The sequence below is a fragment of the Micromonospora sp. NPDC047756 genome (assembly GCF_055587245.1).
Genome location: NZ_JBVJGQ010000006.1, coordinates 134330 through 150316, shown reverse-complemented (window position 1 = coordinate 150316; position 15987 = coordinate 134330). Strand labels below are relative to the sequence as shown.

At 69.9% G+C, this 15987-nt stretch carries 16 protein-coding genes; 7 read left to right on the top strand and 9 right to left on the bottom strand.

The window, feature by feature from the left end; all coding sequences use genetic code 11:
- Positions 1-8: 8 nt before the first annotated feature.
- The gene (locus tag ACZ6NZ_RS20685) at positions 9-776 is read right to left on the bottom strand and encodes a helix-turn-helix domain-containing protein (protein ID WP_465859613.1); all 768 of its coding nucleotides are present in this window, start codon (positions 774-776) and stop codon (positions 9-11) included.
- Between the two features lie 79 nt (positions 777-855).
- Here ACZ6NZ_RS20685 and ACZ6NZ_RS20680 point away from each other — a divergent pair, with 79 nt between their 5' ends.
- The gene (locus tag ACZ6NZ_RS20680) at positions 856-1242 is read left to right on the top strand and encodes a nuclear transport factor 2 family protein (protein WP_465859612.1); all 387 of its coding nucleotides are present in this window, start codon (positions 856-858) and stop codon (positions 1240-1242) included.
- Here the strand turns inward: ACZ6NZ_RS20680 and ACZ6NZ_RS20675 are convergent.
- Together ACZ6NZ_RS20675 and ACZ6NZ_RS20670 are read right to left on the bottom strand one after the other, a co-directional pair.
- Complete coding sequence (locus ACZ6NZ_RS20675) at positions 1239-2183, bottom strand: acyltransferase domain-containing protein (protein WP_465859611.1); 945 nt, start codon at positions 2181-2183, stop codon at positions 1239-1241. The genes ACZ6NZ_RS20680 and ACZ6NZ_RS20675 overlap by 4 nt on opposite strands.
- A 29-nt stretch (positions 2184-2212) precedes the next feature.
- A complete protein-coding gene (locus ACZ6NZ_RS20670; protein ID WP_465859610.1) occupies positions 2213-2797 on the bottom strand; it encodes a hypothetical protein in 585 nt (194 codons plus the stop codon).
- Positions 2798-2968: 171 nt separating this feature from the next.
- On the opposite strand from ACZ6NZ_RS20670, the gene ACZ6NZ_RS20665 reads away from it, so the two are divergent.
- Both ACZ6NZ_RS20665 and ACZ6NZ_RS20660 read left to right on the top strand, forming a co-directional pair.
- Positions 2969-3997, top strand: coding sequence for a trypsin-like serine peptidase (locus ACZ6NZ_RS20665; RefSeq protein WP_465859609.1), 1029 nt, complete (start codon positions 2969-2971; stop codon positions 3995-3997).
- A gap of 58 nt (positions 3998-4055) precedes the next feature.
- A complete protein-coding gene (locus ACZ6NZ_RS20660) occupies positions 4056-4973 on the top strand; it encodes an NAD-dependent epimerase/dehydratase family protein (protein WP_465859608.1) in 918 nt (305 codons plus the stop codon).
- Here the strand turns inward: ACZ6NZ_RS20660 and ACZ6NZ_RS20655 are convergent.
- Complete coding sequence (locus ACZ6NZ_RS20655; protein ID WP_465859607.1) at positions 4941-5882, bottom strand: LysR family transcriptional regulator; 942 nt, start codon at positions 5880-5882, stop codon at positions 4941-4943. The two genes, ACZ6NZ_RS20660 and ACZ6NZ_RS20655, sit on opposite strands and share 33 nt — an antisense overlap.
- Before the next feature lie 132 nt (positions 5883-6014).
- On the opposite strand from ACZ6NZ_RS20655, the gene ACZ6NZ_RS20650 reads away from it, so the two are divergent.
- Complete coding sequence (locus tag ACZ6NZ_RS20650) at positions 6015-6734, top strand: SDR family oxidoreductase (RefSeq protein WP_465859606.1); 720 nt, start codon at positions 6015-6017, stop codon at positions 6732-6734.
- A 14-nt stretch (positions 6735-6748) separates the two neighbouring features.
- Here ACZ6NZ_RS20650 and ACZ6NZ_RS20645 read toward each other — a convergent pair whose 3' ends face one another.
- On the bottom strand, positions 6749-7189 hold the full coding sequence (locus ACZ6NZ_RS20645; protein ID WP_465859605.1) for a VOC family protein: 441 nt from the start codon (positions 7187-7189) through the stop codon (positions 6749-6751).
- Between the two features lie 138 nt (positions 7190-7327).
- Here ACZ6NZ_RS20645 and ACZ6NZ_RS20640 point away from each other — a divergent pair, with 138 nt between their 5' ends.
- Complete coding sequence (locus ACZ6NZ_RS20640; protein ID WP_465859603.1) at positions 7328-8224, top strand: aminoglycoside phosphotransferase family protein; 897 nt, start codon at positions 7328-7330, stop codon at positions 8222-8224.
- A gap of 5 nt (positions 8225-8229) precedes the next feature.
- Here the strand turns inward: ACZ6NZ_RS20640 and ACZ6NZ_RS20635 are convergent, their stop codons facing one another.
- From ACZ6NZ_RS20635 to metH, 4 genes are all read right to left on the bottom strand, one after another.
- Complete coding sequence (locus ACZ6NZ_RS20635) at positions 8230-8982, bottom strand: MBL fold metallo-hydrolase (RefSeq protein ID WP_465859602.1); 753 nt, start codon at positions 8980-8982, stop codon at positions 8230-8232.
- 136 nt (positions 8983-9118) lie between these two features.
- Positions 9119-9463, bottom strand: a complete 345-nt coding sequence (locus ACZ6NZ_RS20630; RefSeq protein WP_465859601.1) for a zinc finger domain-containing protein — start codon at positions 9461-9463, stop codon at positions 9119-9121.
- A 292-nt stretch (positions 9464-9755) separates the two neighbouring features.
- On the bottom strand, positions 9756-10100 hold the full coding sequence (locus ACZ6NZ_RS20625; protein ID WP_465859600.1) for a hypothetical protein: 345 nt from the start codon (positions 10098-10100) through the stop codon (positions 9756-9758).
- Positions 10101-10324: 224 nt separating this feature from the next.
- Positions 10325-13825: a methionine synthase gene (gene metH, locus ACZ6NZ_RS20620; RefSeq protein ID WP_465860107.1), complete on the bottom strand. Its 3501-nt coding sequence runs from the start codon at positions 13823-13825 to the stop codon at positions 10325-10327.
- Between the two features lie 276 nt (positions 13826-14101).
- Between metH and ACZ6NZ_RS20615 the strand changes: the two genes are divergently transcribed.
- Both ACZ6NZ_RS20615 and ACZ6NZ_RS20610 read left to right on the top strand, forming a co-directional pair.
- Positions 14102-14971, top strand: coding sequence for a PAC2 family protein (locus ACZ6NZ_RS20615; RefSeq protein ID WP_030332815.1), 870 nt, complete (start codon positions 14102-14104; stop codon positions 14969-14971).
- A gap of 143 nt (positions 14972-15114) precedes the next feature.
- Complete coding sequence (locus tag ACZ6NZ_RS20610) at positions 15115-15906, top strand: GntR family transcriptional regulator (RefSeq protein WP_465859599.1); 792 nt, start codon at positions 15115-15117, stop codon at positions 15904-15906.
- The last annotated feature ends 81 nt before the right edge of the window (positions 15907-15987 follow it).

Below are 15987 nucleotides of genomic sequence, written 5' to 3'. Positions count from 1 at the left end.
GTCGGGCCCTACCGCGTGAAGTACGCGGCGCTCTCCGCGTCCGCGGGGTAGTAGGACTCGACAGCGATCTCCTCGATGGTGATGTCCGTCGGGGTGCCGAACGTGGTGATGGTCGAGAAGAGCCGCAGCTCCCGATCGCCCACCCGAAGGATCATCGGGAGCACCACGTCGGCGTGGACGCGATCGCTCGTCGGCTCCTCGGTCTGCGGGCCGAGCAGCTCCTCGTAGAGCGCGGCCAGCGCCGCGTCCGGAGCTGCGGCGAGCTGGCGTGAGATCCGGCTGCGGAACACCGCTCGCACGTCCGCCAGGTTGACGACCAGCGAGGCGAGCCCGCGCGGGTCCAGGCCGAGCCGGACCAGGTTCACCGGTGGTCGCAACAGGTCGGGGGCCACGTACGCGAAGAACGGGTCGACCGCGCGGTTGGTCATCACGATGTTCCACCGGCGGTCGAAGACGAGCGCCGGGTACGGCTCGTGTGCCCGCAGCACCCTGCGGACCGCGCCGAGAGCACCCGACAGGGCGGCGTCGTCGAGCGGGCGCTGCGCGTACCGGGGCGCGAAGCCGGCGGCCAGCAACAGGTGGTTGCGGTCACGCAGCGGCACGTGGAGCTGCTCGGCCAGCCGGAGGATCATGTCGGCGCTCGGCGTGGACCTGCCGGTCTCGACCAGGCTGACGTGCCGAGCCGAGACGTCGGCGGCGATCGCCAGGTCGAGTTGGCTGAGCCCTCGGCGCTTGCGCCACTGCCGCAGGAGATCCCCGACCGCATACACGATCATGACCCTACTCATCCTCGCCCGGGACGCCATGAAGTGCGATGTCATCGACAACCATCCGGGCCGGGGAAACACTGGCCCCATGACCACCGAGAACAAGAACATTGTCGGGCGTGCGTTGGCGGGGCTCGTCGACACCGGCGACGTCGACACGCTCGCGTCGTACCTGAGCGAGGACTTCACCCATCACCGGTCGGATTCGACGACCTCGACCAGGGCGCAGTGGCTCGCCGCGGTCCGCGCCGCGCTCGGTCCGACCACCGGCATGCGGGTCGACATCCTGCACCTGCTGGCCGACGGTGACCACGTCGTGGTGCACTCGCGACGCCGACTCCCCGACGGAGGGCCGGAGATCGTGGTGGTCGACGTCCTGCGGATCGCCGACGGATTGATCGCGGAGGGTTGGGAGGTCATCGAACCGTCGGCCCAGGCCGCCGCCAACGACGCGTGGTGGGACGCGGCTGCCTAGATCGGAAACCGGCCGTGGCGCCAGTGCCAGTGGCCGCCGGCCCGCAGGTGGTCGATGATCGCCCGCTGGAGCAGCGTACGGCGTGGCAGTTCGTCGAGCGGCGTGGTCAGGGTCCGGAACCCGAACCGCAGGACCTCGATGTCGGCGTCCGGCCCTGCTGACTCCTCGTAGGGCTCCAACTCGAACCGGCGCTGGAACCGCACGATGTTGGAGTCCTCGGGGAGGTACTCCCGTAGCTGCGGGTCGAGCAGCCACGAGGCGCAGGAGAACGCGGTGTAGCGCTCGTCGGGGAAGTGCCGGGGAAAGAACGCGCGGGCCTCGTCGAGGGACGACGCCACCGCCTCCGGTGCCAACGGCCCCGAGTCGGGGACGTGCAGCCCGATCGCGCCGTCACCGCGCTGGTGCTGGAGCCGGCCCAGCTCGTAGACGCTGCCGCGCGAGTGCAGCGTCAGCCAGCTCTGCATGATCGGCCAGCCCTCGCCGCGCATCCGCCGGTCGATGGCGAGGTTGCGGCCCAGGTCAGCCAGGGTCACCCAGGTCACGGCGTCGGGGATGCCGTGGTCGCTGTGGTAGCCGCGCACGACGTCGACAAGAGCCAGGTACGCGTACACGTAGAGGTGCCGCCAGGCCGGCCCGCGTTCCCGGGGCAGCTCCGGGCCGGGCGGAAGCCAGTCGTGGCCCGCGAGGTCGGCGCGGACCAGGGCGATCGAGCGGTCGAGCAGCCAGCGCAGCTCCGGCGTCCACAGGGCGGAGTCGGGGTCGGGCCAGCCCGCCAGGATCTCGGCGGCGTCCTCCGGCGGCACGGTGAGCCGATCGAGGAGAGCGGGCGCGTCGGCCTTGGCCGGTACCGGAGCTGACGGCCCGTCACCGGCGAGCCGGTGCACGCGGTCGACGTCCTCGACGGGCACTCCGAGCCGGCCGGCGATCTCGGCGGAATCCACGCCGACGACCCTACCGGCGGGCGGGCGTTTCAGGAGTCCGCCGGAACTCCGGCGTCGAGCTGCCCGATCATCGGTGCGAGCAGGTCGTTGAGTTCCCGGGCCAGCACCACCACGGCTCGGCGCGCCGCCGCGGCGACCCCGTCGTCCGGGCCGTCGGGCGTGGGCGGCAGGTCGTCGAGCGGGACCGGCGCCTCCACCTGAAGCAGCGCGCGCAGGTGCGGGCGGCGTGTCTGGTCCTGCTCGGTGGGTGTGGTGAACTGGCCGAACAGCCGGGGCCAGTCCTGCCAGCCACGGTCGCGTTGCCACTGCTTGGTCCAGGTCAGCTCGGCCGGCCAGCGGGAGGCCACGGTCACCGCGCAGACCAGGCTGCCGTCCCACGGGCTGCGCTCGCAGGTCGCCGAGATGATCCGCCGGTGCCAGCGGACGAAGCCCGGCGACAGCTCGGTGGCAAGCCGCCAGGCGGTCACCGCGAACGCCACGGGTGCGAAGTCACCCCAGGTGTCGGCGAACTCGTCGATCCGGCGAAACACCTCGGCCTCGTACCGGCCGCGCCCGTCGGTGCCGTGTTCGCGGTCGAACTGCTCGTCCAGCCAGAAGGCGCGCGGTTCCGGCATCCCCAACCCCCGTTTGTGAGAAGTTCTCGGACACACGGTGACGCATCCCGCAGTCAGGCAACCGTCACTGACCGTATGCGACATGCCTACTGTGGACCCTTTCTCCGAGCCTAGCGTCTGTGCCAGGACGCCGGAACGCATCGGCCCCACCACCCCATCCCAGGAGGTCCCGTGCGAAGCAAGCTCGGATTCATCTCGGCCGGTGTCATGCTGCTCGCCGCCGTCACCGTCGCGCAGCCGCAGGCCCAGGCCGACGCGACAACCGCCGCAGGGTCCGCGACAGTGGCCGAAGCGCGCGCCACCATTCACGGGCAGGTGCCCACCGACGCCGACACCGCGGCGAGGCTGGTCACCGCCTACTGGACCCCGGAGCGCATCCGAGCGGCGAAACCCGCTCCCATGCCGGACGGAGTCGACGCGCCCGACGGGGAGGCCGCCGACCGACCCGGCCGCATCGGCGCAGCGCGCGACGTGGCAGCACCGGCGGCACCGCGGTCCTCGACCGCGACGGTGAGCGCGTCCCCGACGGGCAGCGGCCAGGCAACCCAGGCGGTGAACGCCTCGCCCGGCGTCGGCCGGGTCTTCTTCACCCACCACAACGAGGACTTCTTCTGCTCCGGTGCCACCATCAACAACCCTCAGGCGAACCTGGTCTCCACCGCCGGTCACTGCGTACACCCCGGAGACGGCGGGTCGGTCTGGTTCGACAACTGGGTGTACGCGCCGGAGTTCACCGAGGGCGAGCCACTGCACGGCCTCTGGTCGGCCAAGGAGTTCACCTCGGTGGAGGGCTGGGTCGACTGGGGCTACCTCTGGTGGGACTTCGCATTCGTCACCATGCACCCCCTCGGCGGCAACCGGCTCGTGCACGTCACCGGTGGGCAGGGGCTCAGCGTCAACAAGTCCAAGTCGTTCTCGGCGATGCTGCTCGGCTACCCGGGCGAGCCGCCGTTCGACGGGCAGTCGCAATTCTTCTCCTCCGGCACCACGAAGGTCGCCGGGGCGCAACGGATCAAGCTGAAGAACTGCCCGCTCAACAAGGGCGCCAGCGGCGGCCCCTTCCTGCGTGCCTGGGACAACGATCTCCGGTTCGGGTGGGTCAACTCGGTGATGTCGTACAAGTACTCCGGAAACATGTACGGGCCCTACTTCGACGACGACGTCATGGACATCTACAACGTCGCGAAGGACAAGCAGTGACCCGCCGGTTGGCGCTCGTGGGTTGACAAGACACCGGTTCCAGAGTGGACGATGCACCGTGCGAATTCTTGTGGTGGGTGGCAGCGGCCTGATCGGCGCACACGTCGTGGACGTCCTGCGGGAGCGTGGTCACGCCGCTACCACCGTGGCGCGTACCGCCCAGCCGGGCATCGACCACCTGCTCGACGTCGGGTCCGCCCCGGTTGACGAGCTGCGGCGGTTGCTCGCCGGTCACGACGGCGTCGTCTACGCCACCCGCACCGACGAGCAACGGCCGCTGCCCAAGCCGATCTATCCCGAGTTCCGCCGCGACAACGTCGACCCGGTGGTACGCCTGTTCACCGCCGCCCGCCTCGAAGGTCTCACCCGGGGCGTCGTGATGGGCTCCTACTACACGTACTTCGACCGGCTGCACCCCCAGTGGCGCCTCGCCGAACGGCACACGTACATCCGGTGCCGCCTGGAGCAGGCCCGGGAGGGGCGGGCGGCGGCCGGCGAGGGCCTGCCGGTGGCCGTACTCGAACTGCCCTTCGTCTTCGGTCGGGCCGGCGACCGGCTGCCCAACTGGGCCGGTCCGCTGGACCGGTGGGCCCGCTCGCGTACCCCGTTGGTCGCCCCGACCGGTGGCAGCGCCGCGGCCTCCGCGCGCAGCGTGGCCGACGTCGCGGTCGACGCCCTGGAGCAGGCCAGCGGCGCGGACCTCCCGGTCGCCGACGAGAACCTCACCTGGGCGGACATGATCGGGCGCATCGCCGCGGCGGTGGGCCGGCCCCGCCGGGTCGGCCGCCTGCCGGCCGGCGCGGCGCGGGCCGCGCTGCGACTCGGTGGCGCGGCGCAGGCCCTCGGCCGAAAGGAGTCGGGCATCAACCCCAGCCACCTCCCCGACCTGTTGCTCGCCGACCTGTTCATCGAGCCGACCACCGGCCGGCCGCTGGACCCGGCCCTACGAGAGACCTTCCCGATCCACGTCACCTGACCCCGCGTGGGGTCGATCGTGACCGGCCTGCTGGGCCGCGATCTCGACGAACTCCTGCACCAGCGGAGACCTGTTGCCCTCGGCCCAGGCCAGACACACCTGGTTGGGGCCGAGGTCGGCGACGGGCACGTGGCTGACGTCCGGTCTCGTGTAGAACGTCGCCGTCGACAGCGGCAGGATCACCATCCCGGCGTACGCGGCGACATGTTCCAGCTTCTCCTCGACGGATTTCAGCGCGGGCCGAGGTCGGGGATCGGGGTCGGTGGGACGGTTCGGCAGGTCCCGCCACTCCGGCACCGCGTCCGGGTCCTGCAACAACCGTTCCTCGAGCAGCTCGGCGAGGTCGACCGACTCCCTGCCGGCCAGCCGGTGATCGGTGGGTAGGACGACAACCCGGGGTTCGGTGAACAGTGGCCGCAGGCACAGCCCGCGCTGGTCGACCGGAAGCCGAACGTAACTGACGTCCGCGCGCCCCTCGCGGACGATGTCGGCCTGGTCGTCCCAGGACGTACGAACGACGTTGACGGCCAGGTCGGGGTGCCGCTGGCCGATGGCGCGGGCCTCGGCGGTGACGAGAAGGCCGGGCATGAACGCGATGGTGAACGTCGGCCGGTCGTGCGCGGCCCGCTGCACCCGGCGCCGCAGGGCGTCAGCCGAGGCCAGCAGCGGACGGGCGTCGGTCAGCAACTGTCGGCCGGCCTCGGTCAGCACCGTGGAGCGGCGGTCCCGAACGAAGAGCGTGGCACGCAGTTCGTGCTCGAAGGCCCGGATCTGACGCGACAGGACCGGCTGGGCGATGTGCAGCCGGGCGGCGGCCCGGCCGAAGTGCAGCTCCTCCGCGACCACCACGAAGTAGCGGAGCTTGCGCAGATCGACGTCCACCCCGCCCCCGTCCGGTTGCCGCTCCATGATACCCGCCGGGCATGAGTGGAGTGATACCCAACGGGCATTACAGGAGGTCAAAGAGGTCTTGGACGCGGGCGTTCCCGGCGGCGCACGGTGGTAACCGTCTCCACCACACCATCTCGGAAGGACACGATCATGACCCTCATCGACCAGCGCGTCGTCGTACTTGGCGGAACCTCGGGAATCGGCCTCGCCACCGCCGCCCGCGCCGCCCGCGAAGGCGCCCAGGTCGTGGTCGCCTCCAGCAACCAGCGCAGCGTGGACCGCGCCCTGACAACCCTGCCAACCACCACCCAGGGGTACGTCGCCAACCTCACCGACCCGGACGCCGTGTCCCGGCTGTTCCACGGTCTCGGCTCGTTCGACCACCTCGTCTACACCGCCGGCGAACCCCTCGCGCTGATGTCCGTTGACGCCCTCGACCTCGCCGCCGCCCGGGCCGCCTTCGACCTGCGCTACTTCGGCTCCCTGTCGGCAGTCAACGCGGCACTGCCGTACCTGCGCCCCGGCGGGTCGATCACCCTCACCACCGGCACCGCCAACCACCGGCCCAGCGCAGGCTGGTCCGTCGCGGCCAGCATCACCGGGGCGATCGACGCGCTGGTCCGCGCGCTCGCCGTCGAACTCGCCCCGATCCGGGTCAACGCCGTCTCCGCCGGCGTGATCCGCTCACCGCTCTGGGACTCCCTGCCCACCGAAACCCGGGAGCAGATGTACGCGCAGCTCAGCGAGGCGCTTCCGCTCGGCCGGGTGGGAGAACCCGAGGAGGTCGCCGAGGCATTCGTCTACCTCCTGCGGGCGACCTACGCCACCGGCACGGTGGTGACCGTGGACGGCGGCACCCTGGTCTCCTGAGCCCGCCGCACCTGTCAGCGGAGCTGTTCGGCCAGGCCGACGATGATGCCTTCGGGGCCGCGGACGTAGCAGAGCCGGAAGATGTCCTCGTACCGCTCCACCTCCCCGACGAGTTCCGCGCCGTGGCCCCGCAGCCGGGCGATCACGTCGTCGATGTCGTCGACGGCGAACATGATGCGTCGGATGCCGAGCGTGTTCGCCGGCGCGTTCCTCGGCTCCGCGCTGATCGCCGACGGTCGGTGGAACATCGCCAGCTCGACCTTGCCGTGGCCGTCCGGGGTCCGCAGCATCGCCACCTCCTGCTGGACGTCGTCGATCCCGATCACCCGCTCCACCCAGCGCCCCTCGACCAGCCCCCGACCCTCCATCTCCATGCCGAGCTCGACGAAAAACCCGATGACGGCGTCAAGGTCCTCGACAACGATGAGGACGTTGTCCATCCGCTGGATTGCCATGCTGGATCTCCCTGGTCTGGTGCGGTCACCGTTGCCGCATCCTCCCTGAGACGAAGCCACGTCAGCGTTCTCGACATCCGGGCTGGCCACCTGCGCGATGTGTGCCCGTCCCGCCGACCAGAATCGGAGATCTTCCGCATGGCCATGCACGACGATGAGTTGGCGATCACCGATGACGTCGTCCGCGAGCTGATAGCGGATCAGTTCCCTCGGTGGGAGACGGCACCGGTCCGGCGCGTCACGTCGAACGGCACCGTGAACGCCATCTTCCGCATCGGCGACGACGTGGCGGCCCGGTTCCTGCTGCGGCCACGCGATGTCACCGTGGCCGCCGAGCTCCTGCAACGGGAGGCTGAGGCCTCCCGACGCTTCGCCGACCACAGCCCATTCCCGGCGCCCTGGCCGATCGCGATCGGCAACCCCGGAAAGGACTATCCCCTGCCGTGGTCGCTGCAGTCGTGGGTACCGGGAAGCATCGCCCCCGTCGACATCGACGGGTCCGTGGAACTCGCCATTGACCTGGCCCACCTGATCGGCGCGCTTCGGGCCACCGACACCCAGGGCCGCCGGTTCCAGGGCGACAACCGTGGCGGCGACCTACCCGACCACGACGAGTGGGTCGAGGAATGTTTCGGAAAGAGCGAGGGTCTGCTCGAGGTCCCGACGCTTCGGCGTTTGTGGAGTCACTTCCGGGAACTGCCACACACGTCGGCCGACGTCATGTCCCATGGCGACCTGCAGCCGCTGAACGTCCTGGTGGCCGACGGCCGGCTGGTGGGCGTGCTCGACACCGGCGACTTCGCTCCAGCCGATCCCGCCCTGGACCCCATGTGTGGCTGGTACTTCTTCGACGATGCGTCCCGAGCGGTGTTCCGTGACAAGCTGGGTTGCGACGACCTGGAGTGGGAGCGCACCAAGGCATGGAGCTTCCAACAGGCTCTCGGTGCCATCTGGTACTACGTCGAGACCAACCCCGTCATGTACCACATGGGCCGCCTCGTCCTTGCCCGGGTCGTGGCGAACACAAAGGTCTGAGGCGGTCAGGTGGCTGGGGTCCCAAGCATCACTGTGAGCCCTTCCTGAGCCGCCAGTACGGCACCCTCGAAATCCGCCTGCGCCGCCGCCACTGCGGCTGCCCGGTCATTGCCGGGCCAGAAGTGGGTGAGCATCAGACGGCGGGCACCCGCCCGGCGAGCTGACCGACCGGCCTCGGCGGAGGTCATCAGGTTTCGGGTGGGACGGCTGGCCTCGCCGTCGTGGTCCGTAGCCTCGACGATGAACAGGTCGGCGTCGCGGCCCAGTTCGGCAAGCGCGGGAGTCGGCCCCGTATCCCCGGAGTAGGCCACCACGATTCCGTTGGCCTCGATCCGGATGCCGGCGTTGGGCACGAAGTGCGGCAGAGACACCCCGGTTAGGTCGAACGGCCCGACCCGGTAGCTGCCGGGTAGTGGGTGCAGGTCGAACACCGTGTGCAGGTCGACATCGGGCTCCAGGCCGCTGAGCCGGTCGAGCACGCCGGGCGGGCAGTACAACGGCAGCCGTGGGCCGCCGGGCTGACCGTAGAACCGCATCCTGAACAGACCGTGCAGGTCGACGCAGTGATCCGGGTGCTCGTGGGTGATGACGACGACGTCCACCACACCATCGGGCCAGTGCCTGAGCAACCGCGGCAGCGTGGCATAGCCCAGGTCGAGCACCAGGCGGTAGCCGTCCCAGTCCACAGCGAAGCCGCTACAGGCACAGCCTGGCTGGGGAAAGGCACCGGAACTGCCGAGCACGGTGACCTGTCGCATCCGCACAGCGTGCCAGAGCGCCAACAACCTGTCCGTCCGCGACCCAGCGCGAGGCGGCGAGGCGGCGAGGCACCCGGAGATCAAGTGATGAAAAGTAGCTCAGAACGGCTCCTGGCAGCTACTTTTCATCACTTGATCAAGCGGATCGATGGACTTTCCCGAGCGGCGCCGGAAGAGGGACCTCACCTCTGATGGCTTTTTCACTCAACTCGACGCGTTCCGGGTGAAGGTTGTTCTCCTGTAGAGGGTGGCCGGGCGCGTTGAGACAGCGCTGCCCCGACTGCGCGCTACAGACCGGGCACTGAAGAAAGAAACCGCAGGAGGGCACCAGTTCGACGCCCTGCGCAAGCGCCGCCCTACCGATCTTCACGATGGCGTTGTACAGGGCGGAGTCCTGGTGTCGGGCAGCGGCAGCGGCGGCCTCCCGCATCCCGTTCCAGAACTCTTCGACCGCGTTTGGTTCGTCGACGTCAACCCACATGGCCCGGGGCTGCCCGGCTCGGAGCGGGCTAAACCTGACCATTCGCCGCGCTCCGATGACGTGGCATCCGCACCCGACACGCGTGGCGTCGCATTGATCAAGGACGGGGCGTAGCGATCAAGCCGGAGACTTACTTTGTGAGCTGCTGATTCACCTGACGGCGACGGTCGGCAGTGGACCGTGCCGACCCCGTGGACGACCTCCAAACCGCATGCCCTTGGCCCGTTGCTCGACGTCGGGAGGTCGCGACAATCACCCGAAAGGCTTACTCCGCAGCCTGCTCGTCACCCAGTTAGTCACTCGGGGGAAGAACACCGTTCACCGTGTGCCGCTCGCCGTCGTCGCCTTGGAGATTGGCCTGCAAATCCTCGGCGAAAGCCCCGAACTCGCGGTAGGGGTCGCCATCGAAATGACCCTTGATGTCGATCGCACCTTCGAACCAGGTCAGCGAAACCGGACTTCCGTCCGCGCAGGTGTATTCATAGATGGGCTGGCGGTCCTCGTCCCAACCAAGCCAACCGCCTACGCTGAGCGCCGTATTGCCATCCGCGTAGGACTGCCATTCGGGCAGGGTTATCGGCAGCCTCTCGCTCTCGTAGTACTCCTCGGCTCGGCTGATGTGAATCTCGTATCCCACGCTTCCTCCACGTAGTCAGCTCTCTTGCCAGGGGGACCCAGGAATACAGGGCACACGGATGTTGGCCGGCGGTCATCAGTAATGCGCTGGCGGGAGTCCGAAGCGTCGACGAAGGCCAAACGTCGAGGACGGCTCAGAAGCCGGTGAGAGCCCCGAGCCGGCATGATCATGGTTTCATCGGCCCTGCGGGTGACCTCAGGTGCAGGTCAGGGCACCTGCGCCCGTTACTTGGCGTTGAAGTAGTTGGCCTCCGGGTGGTGGACCACGATCGCGTCGGTGGCCTGCTCCGGCATGAGCTGGAACTCCTCGGACAGCTCGACCCCGATCCGGTCCGCGCCGAGCAGATCCATGATCTTCGCCCGGTCTTCCAGGTCGGGGCAGGCCGGGTAGCCGAACGCGTACCGGCAGCCCCGGTAGTCGTTGTGCAGGATGCCGGCCAGGTCCGCCGGGTCGTCGTGCCCCAACGGGCGGCCGTCCGGCAGGGTCATCTCGGCGCGGATGCGCTGGTGCCAGTATTCGGCGAGGGCCTCGGTGAGCTGCACGGAGAGGCCGTGCACCTCCAGGTAGTCGCGGTACTCGTTGCGGGCGAACAGCTTCGCCGCGTACTCGCTGACCGGCTGGCCGACGGTGACCAGTTGCAACGCGACCACATCGAGTTGGTCACCCTGGGGTCGGAAGAAGTCGGCCAGACAGAGCCGCCGCTCCTGCCGCTGCCGCGGGAAGGAGAACCGGGCGCGCTCTGCGTGCCCGTTCTCGTCGAGCACCACCAGGTCATTGCCTTCGGAGTACGCGGGGAAGTAGCCGTACACCACGGCTGCCTCAAGGACCTGGTCGGCGATCAGCCGGTCCAGCCAGTACCGCAGCCGAGGTCGGCCCTCGGTCTCGACCAACTCGTCGTAGGAGGGTCCGCTGCCGCCCCGGGCGCCGCGCAGCCCCCACTGCCCGGAGAAGGTGGCCCGTTCGTCGAGCAGCGCCGCGTAGTCGGCCATCGGCACGCCCTTGACGACGCGGGTGCCGAAGAACGGCGGGGTGGGCACCGACACGTCGACGGCCACGTCGGAGCGGACCGAGGAGTCGTGCAGCTCCGGCAGCGACGTGGTGACCATCGAGCGCTGCCGTTCCCGGCGGGCCCGCCGGGCCGCGAGAGCCGCCTCGCGCTCCGGGTCGATCACCGGGGCGCCGCCGCGCTTGGCCGTCATCACCCGGTCCATCAGGGACAGACCCTCGAACGCGTCCCGCGCGTAGTGCACCTGCCCGGGGAACGTCGACCGGAGGTCGTCCTCGACGTACGCGCGGGTCAGCGCCGCCCCACCCAGCAGGACCGGCCAGCGTTCCGCGACCCCGCGGGTGGCCATCTCGGCCAGGTTCTCCTTCATGATGACGGTGCTCTTGACCAGCAGCCCGGACATGCCGATCGCGTCGGCGCGGTGCTCCTCGGCGGCGTCCAGGATGGCGCTGATCGGCTGCTTGATGCCGATGTTCACCACCTCGTAGCCGTTGTTGGACAGGATGATGTCGACCAGGTTCTTGCCGATGTCGTGCACGTCGCCGCGCACGGTGGCGAGCACGATGCGGCCCTTGCCGCCGTCCTCGATGGTCTCCATGTGCGGTTCGAGGTAGGCCACCGCGGTCTTCATCACCTCGGCGGACTGGAGCACGAACGGCAGCTGCATCTGACCGGAGCCGAACAGCTCGCCGACCACCTTCATGCCGTCCAGCAGGATGTCGTTGATGATCGACAACGGGGACCGGCCGCCGGCCATCGCCTCGTCCAGGTCGGCCTCCAGGCCGTTGCGCTCACCGTCGATGATCCGCCGCTTGAGCCGCTCGTCGAGCGGCAACGCCGCCAACTCCTGAGCTCGGCTGGCCCGGGCACTCGTCACGTCGACACCCTCGAAGAGTTCGAGGAAGCGCTGCAACGGGTCGTACCCCTCGCGGCGTCGGTCGTAGACCATGTCCAGCGCGACCTCGCGCTGCTCGTCGGGGATCTTCGACATCGGCAGGATCTTGCTGGCGTGCACGATCGCCGAGGTCAGGCCGGCCTGCACGCACTCGTGCAGGAACACCGAGTTGAGCACCTGCCGGGCCGCCGGGTTGAGCCCGAACGAGATGTTCGAGATGCCCAGGGTGAAGTTGATCCCCGGGTAACGGCGGGCGATCTCCCGGATCGCGTCGATCGTCTCGATGCCGTCGCGGCGGGTCTCCTCCTGCCCGGTGGCGATCGGGAAGGTCAGTGTGTCGATCAGGATGTCGGACAGGTCCATGCCCCATCGGCCGGTCAGGTCGTCGATGGTGCGCGAGGCGATGCGGACCTTGTCCGCCGCGGTGCGCGCCTGCCCTTCCTCGTCGATGCACATCACCACCACGGCGGCGCCGTGCTCCCGGATCACCGGCATCACCCGCCCGTAGCGGGACTCCGGGCCGTCCCCGTCCTCGAAGTTCACCGAGTTGACCACGCAGCGGCCACCGAGCATCTCCAACCCGGCCTCGATGACCGCCGGCTCGGTGGAGTCCAACATGATCGGCAGGGTGGACGCGGTGGCGAACCGACCGGCCAGCTCCCGCATGTCCTGCGTGCCGTCGCGGCCGACGTAGTCCACGCACAGGTCGAGCAGGTGCGAGCCGTCCCGTGCCTGGCTGCGGGCGATCTCCACGCAGGCCCGCCAGTCGCCGGCGAGCATCGCCTCCCGGAACGCCTTCGAGCCGTTGGCGTTGGTCCGCTCCCCCACCATCAGCACCGACGCGTCCTGGGCGAACGGCACCGGGTGGTAGACCGAGGAGACGCCCGCCTCGTGCCGGGGCTCACGGGCCGGGGCGGTGACGCCGTGCAGCCGCTCGGCCAGCACCCGGATGTGCTCCGGGGTGGTGCCGCAGCAGCCACCGATGAGCCCCACGCCGTACTCGGTGATGAACCGCTCCAGGGCCTCGGCCAGCTCCACGGGAGTCAGCGGGAAGTACGCCCCGTCGGCGGTCAGCACCGGCAGGCCGGCGTTCGGCATCACCGACAGCGGGATCCGGGAGTGCTGCGACAGGTAGCGCAGGTGCTCGCTCATCTCGGCCGGGCCGGTCGAGCAGTTGAGCCCGATCAGGTCCACGCCGAGCGGCTCGATCGCGGCGAGGGCAGCCCCGATCTCGCTGCCGACCAGCATGGTGCCGGTGGTCTCCACCGCCACGTGACAGATGATCGGAACGGTCTGACCCAGCTCGGCCATCGCCCGCTTCGACCCGACGACTGCCGCCTTGACCTGGAGCAGGTCCTGACAGGTCTCAATGATCAACGCGTCCGCGCCACCGACGATCAGACCCGCGGCGTTCTCCTGGTAGGCGACGCGCAGGGTCGAGTAGGCGGCGTGCCCGAGGGTGGGCAGCTTGGTGCCCGGCCCGATCGAGCCGAGCACGAACCGGGGCCGCTGCGGGGTGCTGGCCGCGTCGGCGGCCTCCCGGGCGATCCGGGCGCCGGCCTCGGACAGCTCGCGGATGCGGTGCGGGATGTCGTACTCGGCGAGGTTGGCGAGGTTGGCCCCGAAGGTGTTGGTCTCCACGCAGTCGGCGCCGACGGCCAGGTAGGCGTCGTGGACCCCGCGCACCACGTCCGGGCGGGTGACGTTGAGGATCTCGTTGCACCCCTCGAGCCCGTCGAAGTCGTCGAGCGTGAGGTCCGCGGCCTGAAGCATCGTGCCCATCGCGCCGTCGGCGATGAGAATACGATCAGCCAGCACATCCATCAATGAAGTCCGCACCCGTTCAGGTTAGTGCGATTCGGCCCGACTCCACGCCCGTCCTCGTGCGATCCCCTATTGTGTCACCGGGATCACGCTGTCTGGTTCGTTCGGGTATGACCTGCTGCCGGAGCGGCCGACCGGCGCGGCCGACGGGCCGCGCCCTCGCCCTGCACGTAGGCTGACGGACGTGAAGGACAACAGGGACGCCACCGTGCCACACGGTATGACGACCGGGCGCGGTCCCGGCGCCAGCCGCGACGAGCAGGGTGAGGTGACGGCGTGACCGAGTTCGACGGACTGCCGGTGCTGCGGTCCCCGGTGGCGATCGCCGCGTTCGAGGGCTGGAATGACGCCGCCGACGCGTCCACCGCCGCTGTCGAGCACCTGGAGCAGGTCTGGAACGCCCGGCAGATCGCCGAGCTGGATCCGGAGGACTTCTACGACTTCCAGGTCAGCCGGCCCACCATCACCATGGCCGACGGGGAGACCCGGCGGGTGGAGTGGCCGACGACCCGGTTCATGGTGGCCAGCCCGGAGGGCACCGACCGGGACGTGGTGCTGATCCGCGGCATCGAGCCGAGCATGCGCTGGCGGACGTTCTGCGAGCAGGTGCTGGAGATCTGCCACAGCCTGGAGGTGGAACGGGTGGTGCTGCTCGGCGCGTTGCTGGCCGACGTGCCGTACACCCGGCCGCTGCCGATCAGCGGCAGCGCCTCCGACGCGCAGGCCGCCGAGCGTTACCAGCTCACCCCCACCCGGTACGACGGGCCGACGGGCATCGTCGGCGTGCTGCACGACGCCTGCACCCGCGCCGAGGTGGACGCCGTCTCGTTCTGGGTGCACGTGCCGCACTACGCCAACAACCCGCCCTGCCCGAAGGCCACGCTTGCCCTGCTGCACCGGGTCGAGGAGGTCGTCGACCTGCCGGTGCCGATGGCCGACCTGGCCGAGGAGTCGGCCGAGTGGGAGCAGCGGGTGCGCAGCGCCGCCGAGCAGGACGCCGAGCTGGGCGAGTATGTCCGTGAGCTGGAAGAGCGGGTCGGCGACGAGGGGATCACCCCGTTGACCGGTGACGAGATCGCCCAGGAGTTCGAGAAGTACCTGCGCCGTCGGGGTGGTTCGGCCGGCCCCACCGCCGGCTCCTGGTAGCACTGTTTTCGCTGCGGGCCTTCGGACCTTCTGCGGGCCTTCGGGCCTTCTGTGGTCCGGAGGCCCGTTTTCGCGTGTCCGGGGTAGCGCCGTCACACCCGCTAGGGCATCCTAGGAACCTAGATGTGATCACGGAGGCGAGTGTGCAGATCAATCCCGGGGCAGCCGAGTTCCCGCACCGACAGATCGCCGCGCAGCTCAAGGCCCAGGTCCGGCGCGGCGACTGGGGGCCGGGCGAGCGGCTGCCGTCCATCCCGGCCATCGCCGAGATGTTCGGCGTCGCCAAGCAGACCGTGCAACGCGCCGTCGACCAGCTGCGGGTCGAGGGCATCCTGATCACCAAACCCGGCTCCGGTACGTACGTCCGGGGCACCCGCCGCCGCCTCAACCGCCTCTCCCGCGGCCGGTATGGCGGCTTCCGCGGCTACCACACCGACCTGGCCGCCCGATACCGTCAGCAGCTCGTCTCCGTGGGGCACGCCCCCGCCCCCGCCGAGGTGGCCGACGCGTTCGGCGTCTCCGACGGCACCAACCTGCTCTGCCGCCGGCACCTCGTCCGCACCGACGACTCCCCCGTCGAGGTGGGCGCCTCCTGGTTCCTGCCCCGCGACACCGCCGGGACCTCACTGGAGCGCACCGAGGCGTTCGGCCGGCCTCTCTACCAGGAGGCCGAAGAAGCCACCGGACGACGGTACGTCTCAGCCACCGACACGATCAGCGCCCGCCAGCCGAGCCGGGAGGAGGCCGAGACCCTCCAGATCCGGCCGGACACCCCGGTGCTGCACCTGCTGCACGTCGCGTACGACGCGCAGCGCAAGCCGATCGAGGTCTCCCAGGCGACCTGGCCCGGCCCGATGACCACCCTCACCGAGGAGTACAAGATCCCCGGCCCGACCCCCGACCCGGAACCCGACCCCGGCCTGGTCCTGGGCTAGCCAGCCCCGCCGCCACCCCCGACCCACCCCACCCCGGGCCCGCCCGGCCCGGCGACGCCCGCCCCGCCCCCGCCCCGCCCC

What these genes read in the sequence shown, in the direction of transcription:
- ACZ6NZ_RS20685 (WP_465859613.1), bottom strand. Translation starts at nt 776, where the DNA reads ATGATCGTGTATGCGGTCGGGGATCTCCTGCGGCAGTGGCGCAAGCGC.
- ACZ6NZ_RS20680 (WP_465859612.1), top strand. Translation starts at nt 856, where the DNA reads ATGACCACCGAGAACAAGAACATTGTCGGGCGTGCGTTGGCGGGGCTC.
- ACZ6NZ_RS20670 (WP_465859610.1), bottom strand. Translation starts at nt 2,797, where the DNA reads ATGCCGGAACCGCGCGCCTTCTGGCTGGACGAGCAGTTCGACCGCGAA.
- ACZ6NZ_RS20655 (WP_465859607.1), bottom strand. Translation starts at nt 5,882, where the DNA reads ATGGAGCGGCAACCGGACGGGGGCGGGGTGGACGTCGATCTGCGCAAG.
- ACZ6NZ_RS20650 (WP_465859606.1), top strand. Translation starts at nt 6,015, where the DNA reads ATGACCCTCATCGACCAGCGCGTCGTCGTACTTGGCGGAACCTCGGGA.
- ACZ6NZ_RS20645 (WP_465859605.1), bottom strand. Translation starts at nt 7,189, where the DNA reads ATGGCAATCCAGCGGATGGACAACGTCCTCATCGTTGTCGAGGACCTT.
- ACZ6NZ_RS20640 (WP_465859603.1), top strand. Translation starts at nt 7,328, where the DNA reads ATGGCCATGCACGACGATGAGTTGGCGATCACCGATGACGTCGTCCGC.
- ACZ6NZ_RS20635 (WP_465859602.1), bottom strand. Translation starts at nt 8,982, where the DNA reads ATGCGACAGGTCACCGTGCTCGGCAGTTCCGGTGCCTTTCCCCAGCCA.
- ACZ6NZ_RS20630 (WP_465859601.1), bottom strand. Translation starts at nt 9,463, where the DNA reads ATGTGGGTTGACGTCGACGAACCAAACGCGGTCGAAGAGTTCTGGAAC.
- metH (WP_465860107.1), bottom strand. Translation starts at nt 13,825, where the DNA reads ATGGATGTGCTGGCTGATCGTATTCTCATCGCCGACGGCGCGATGGGC.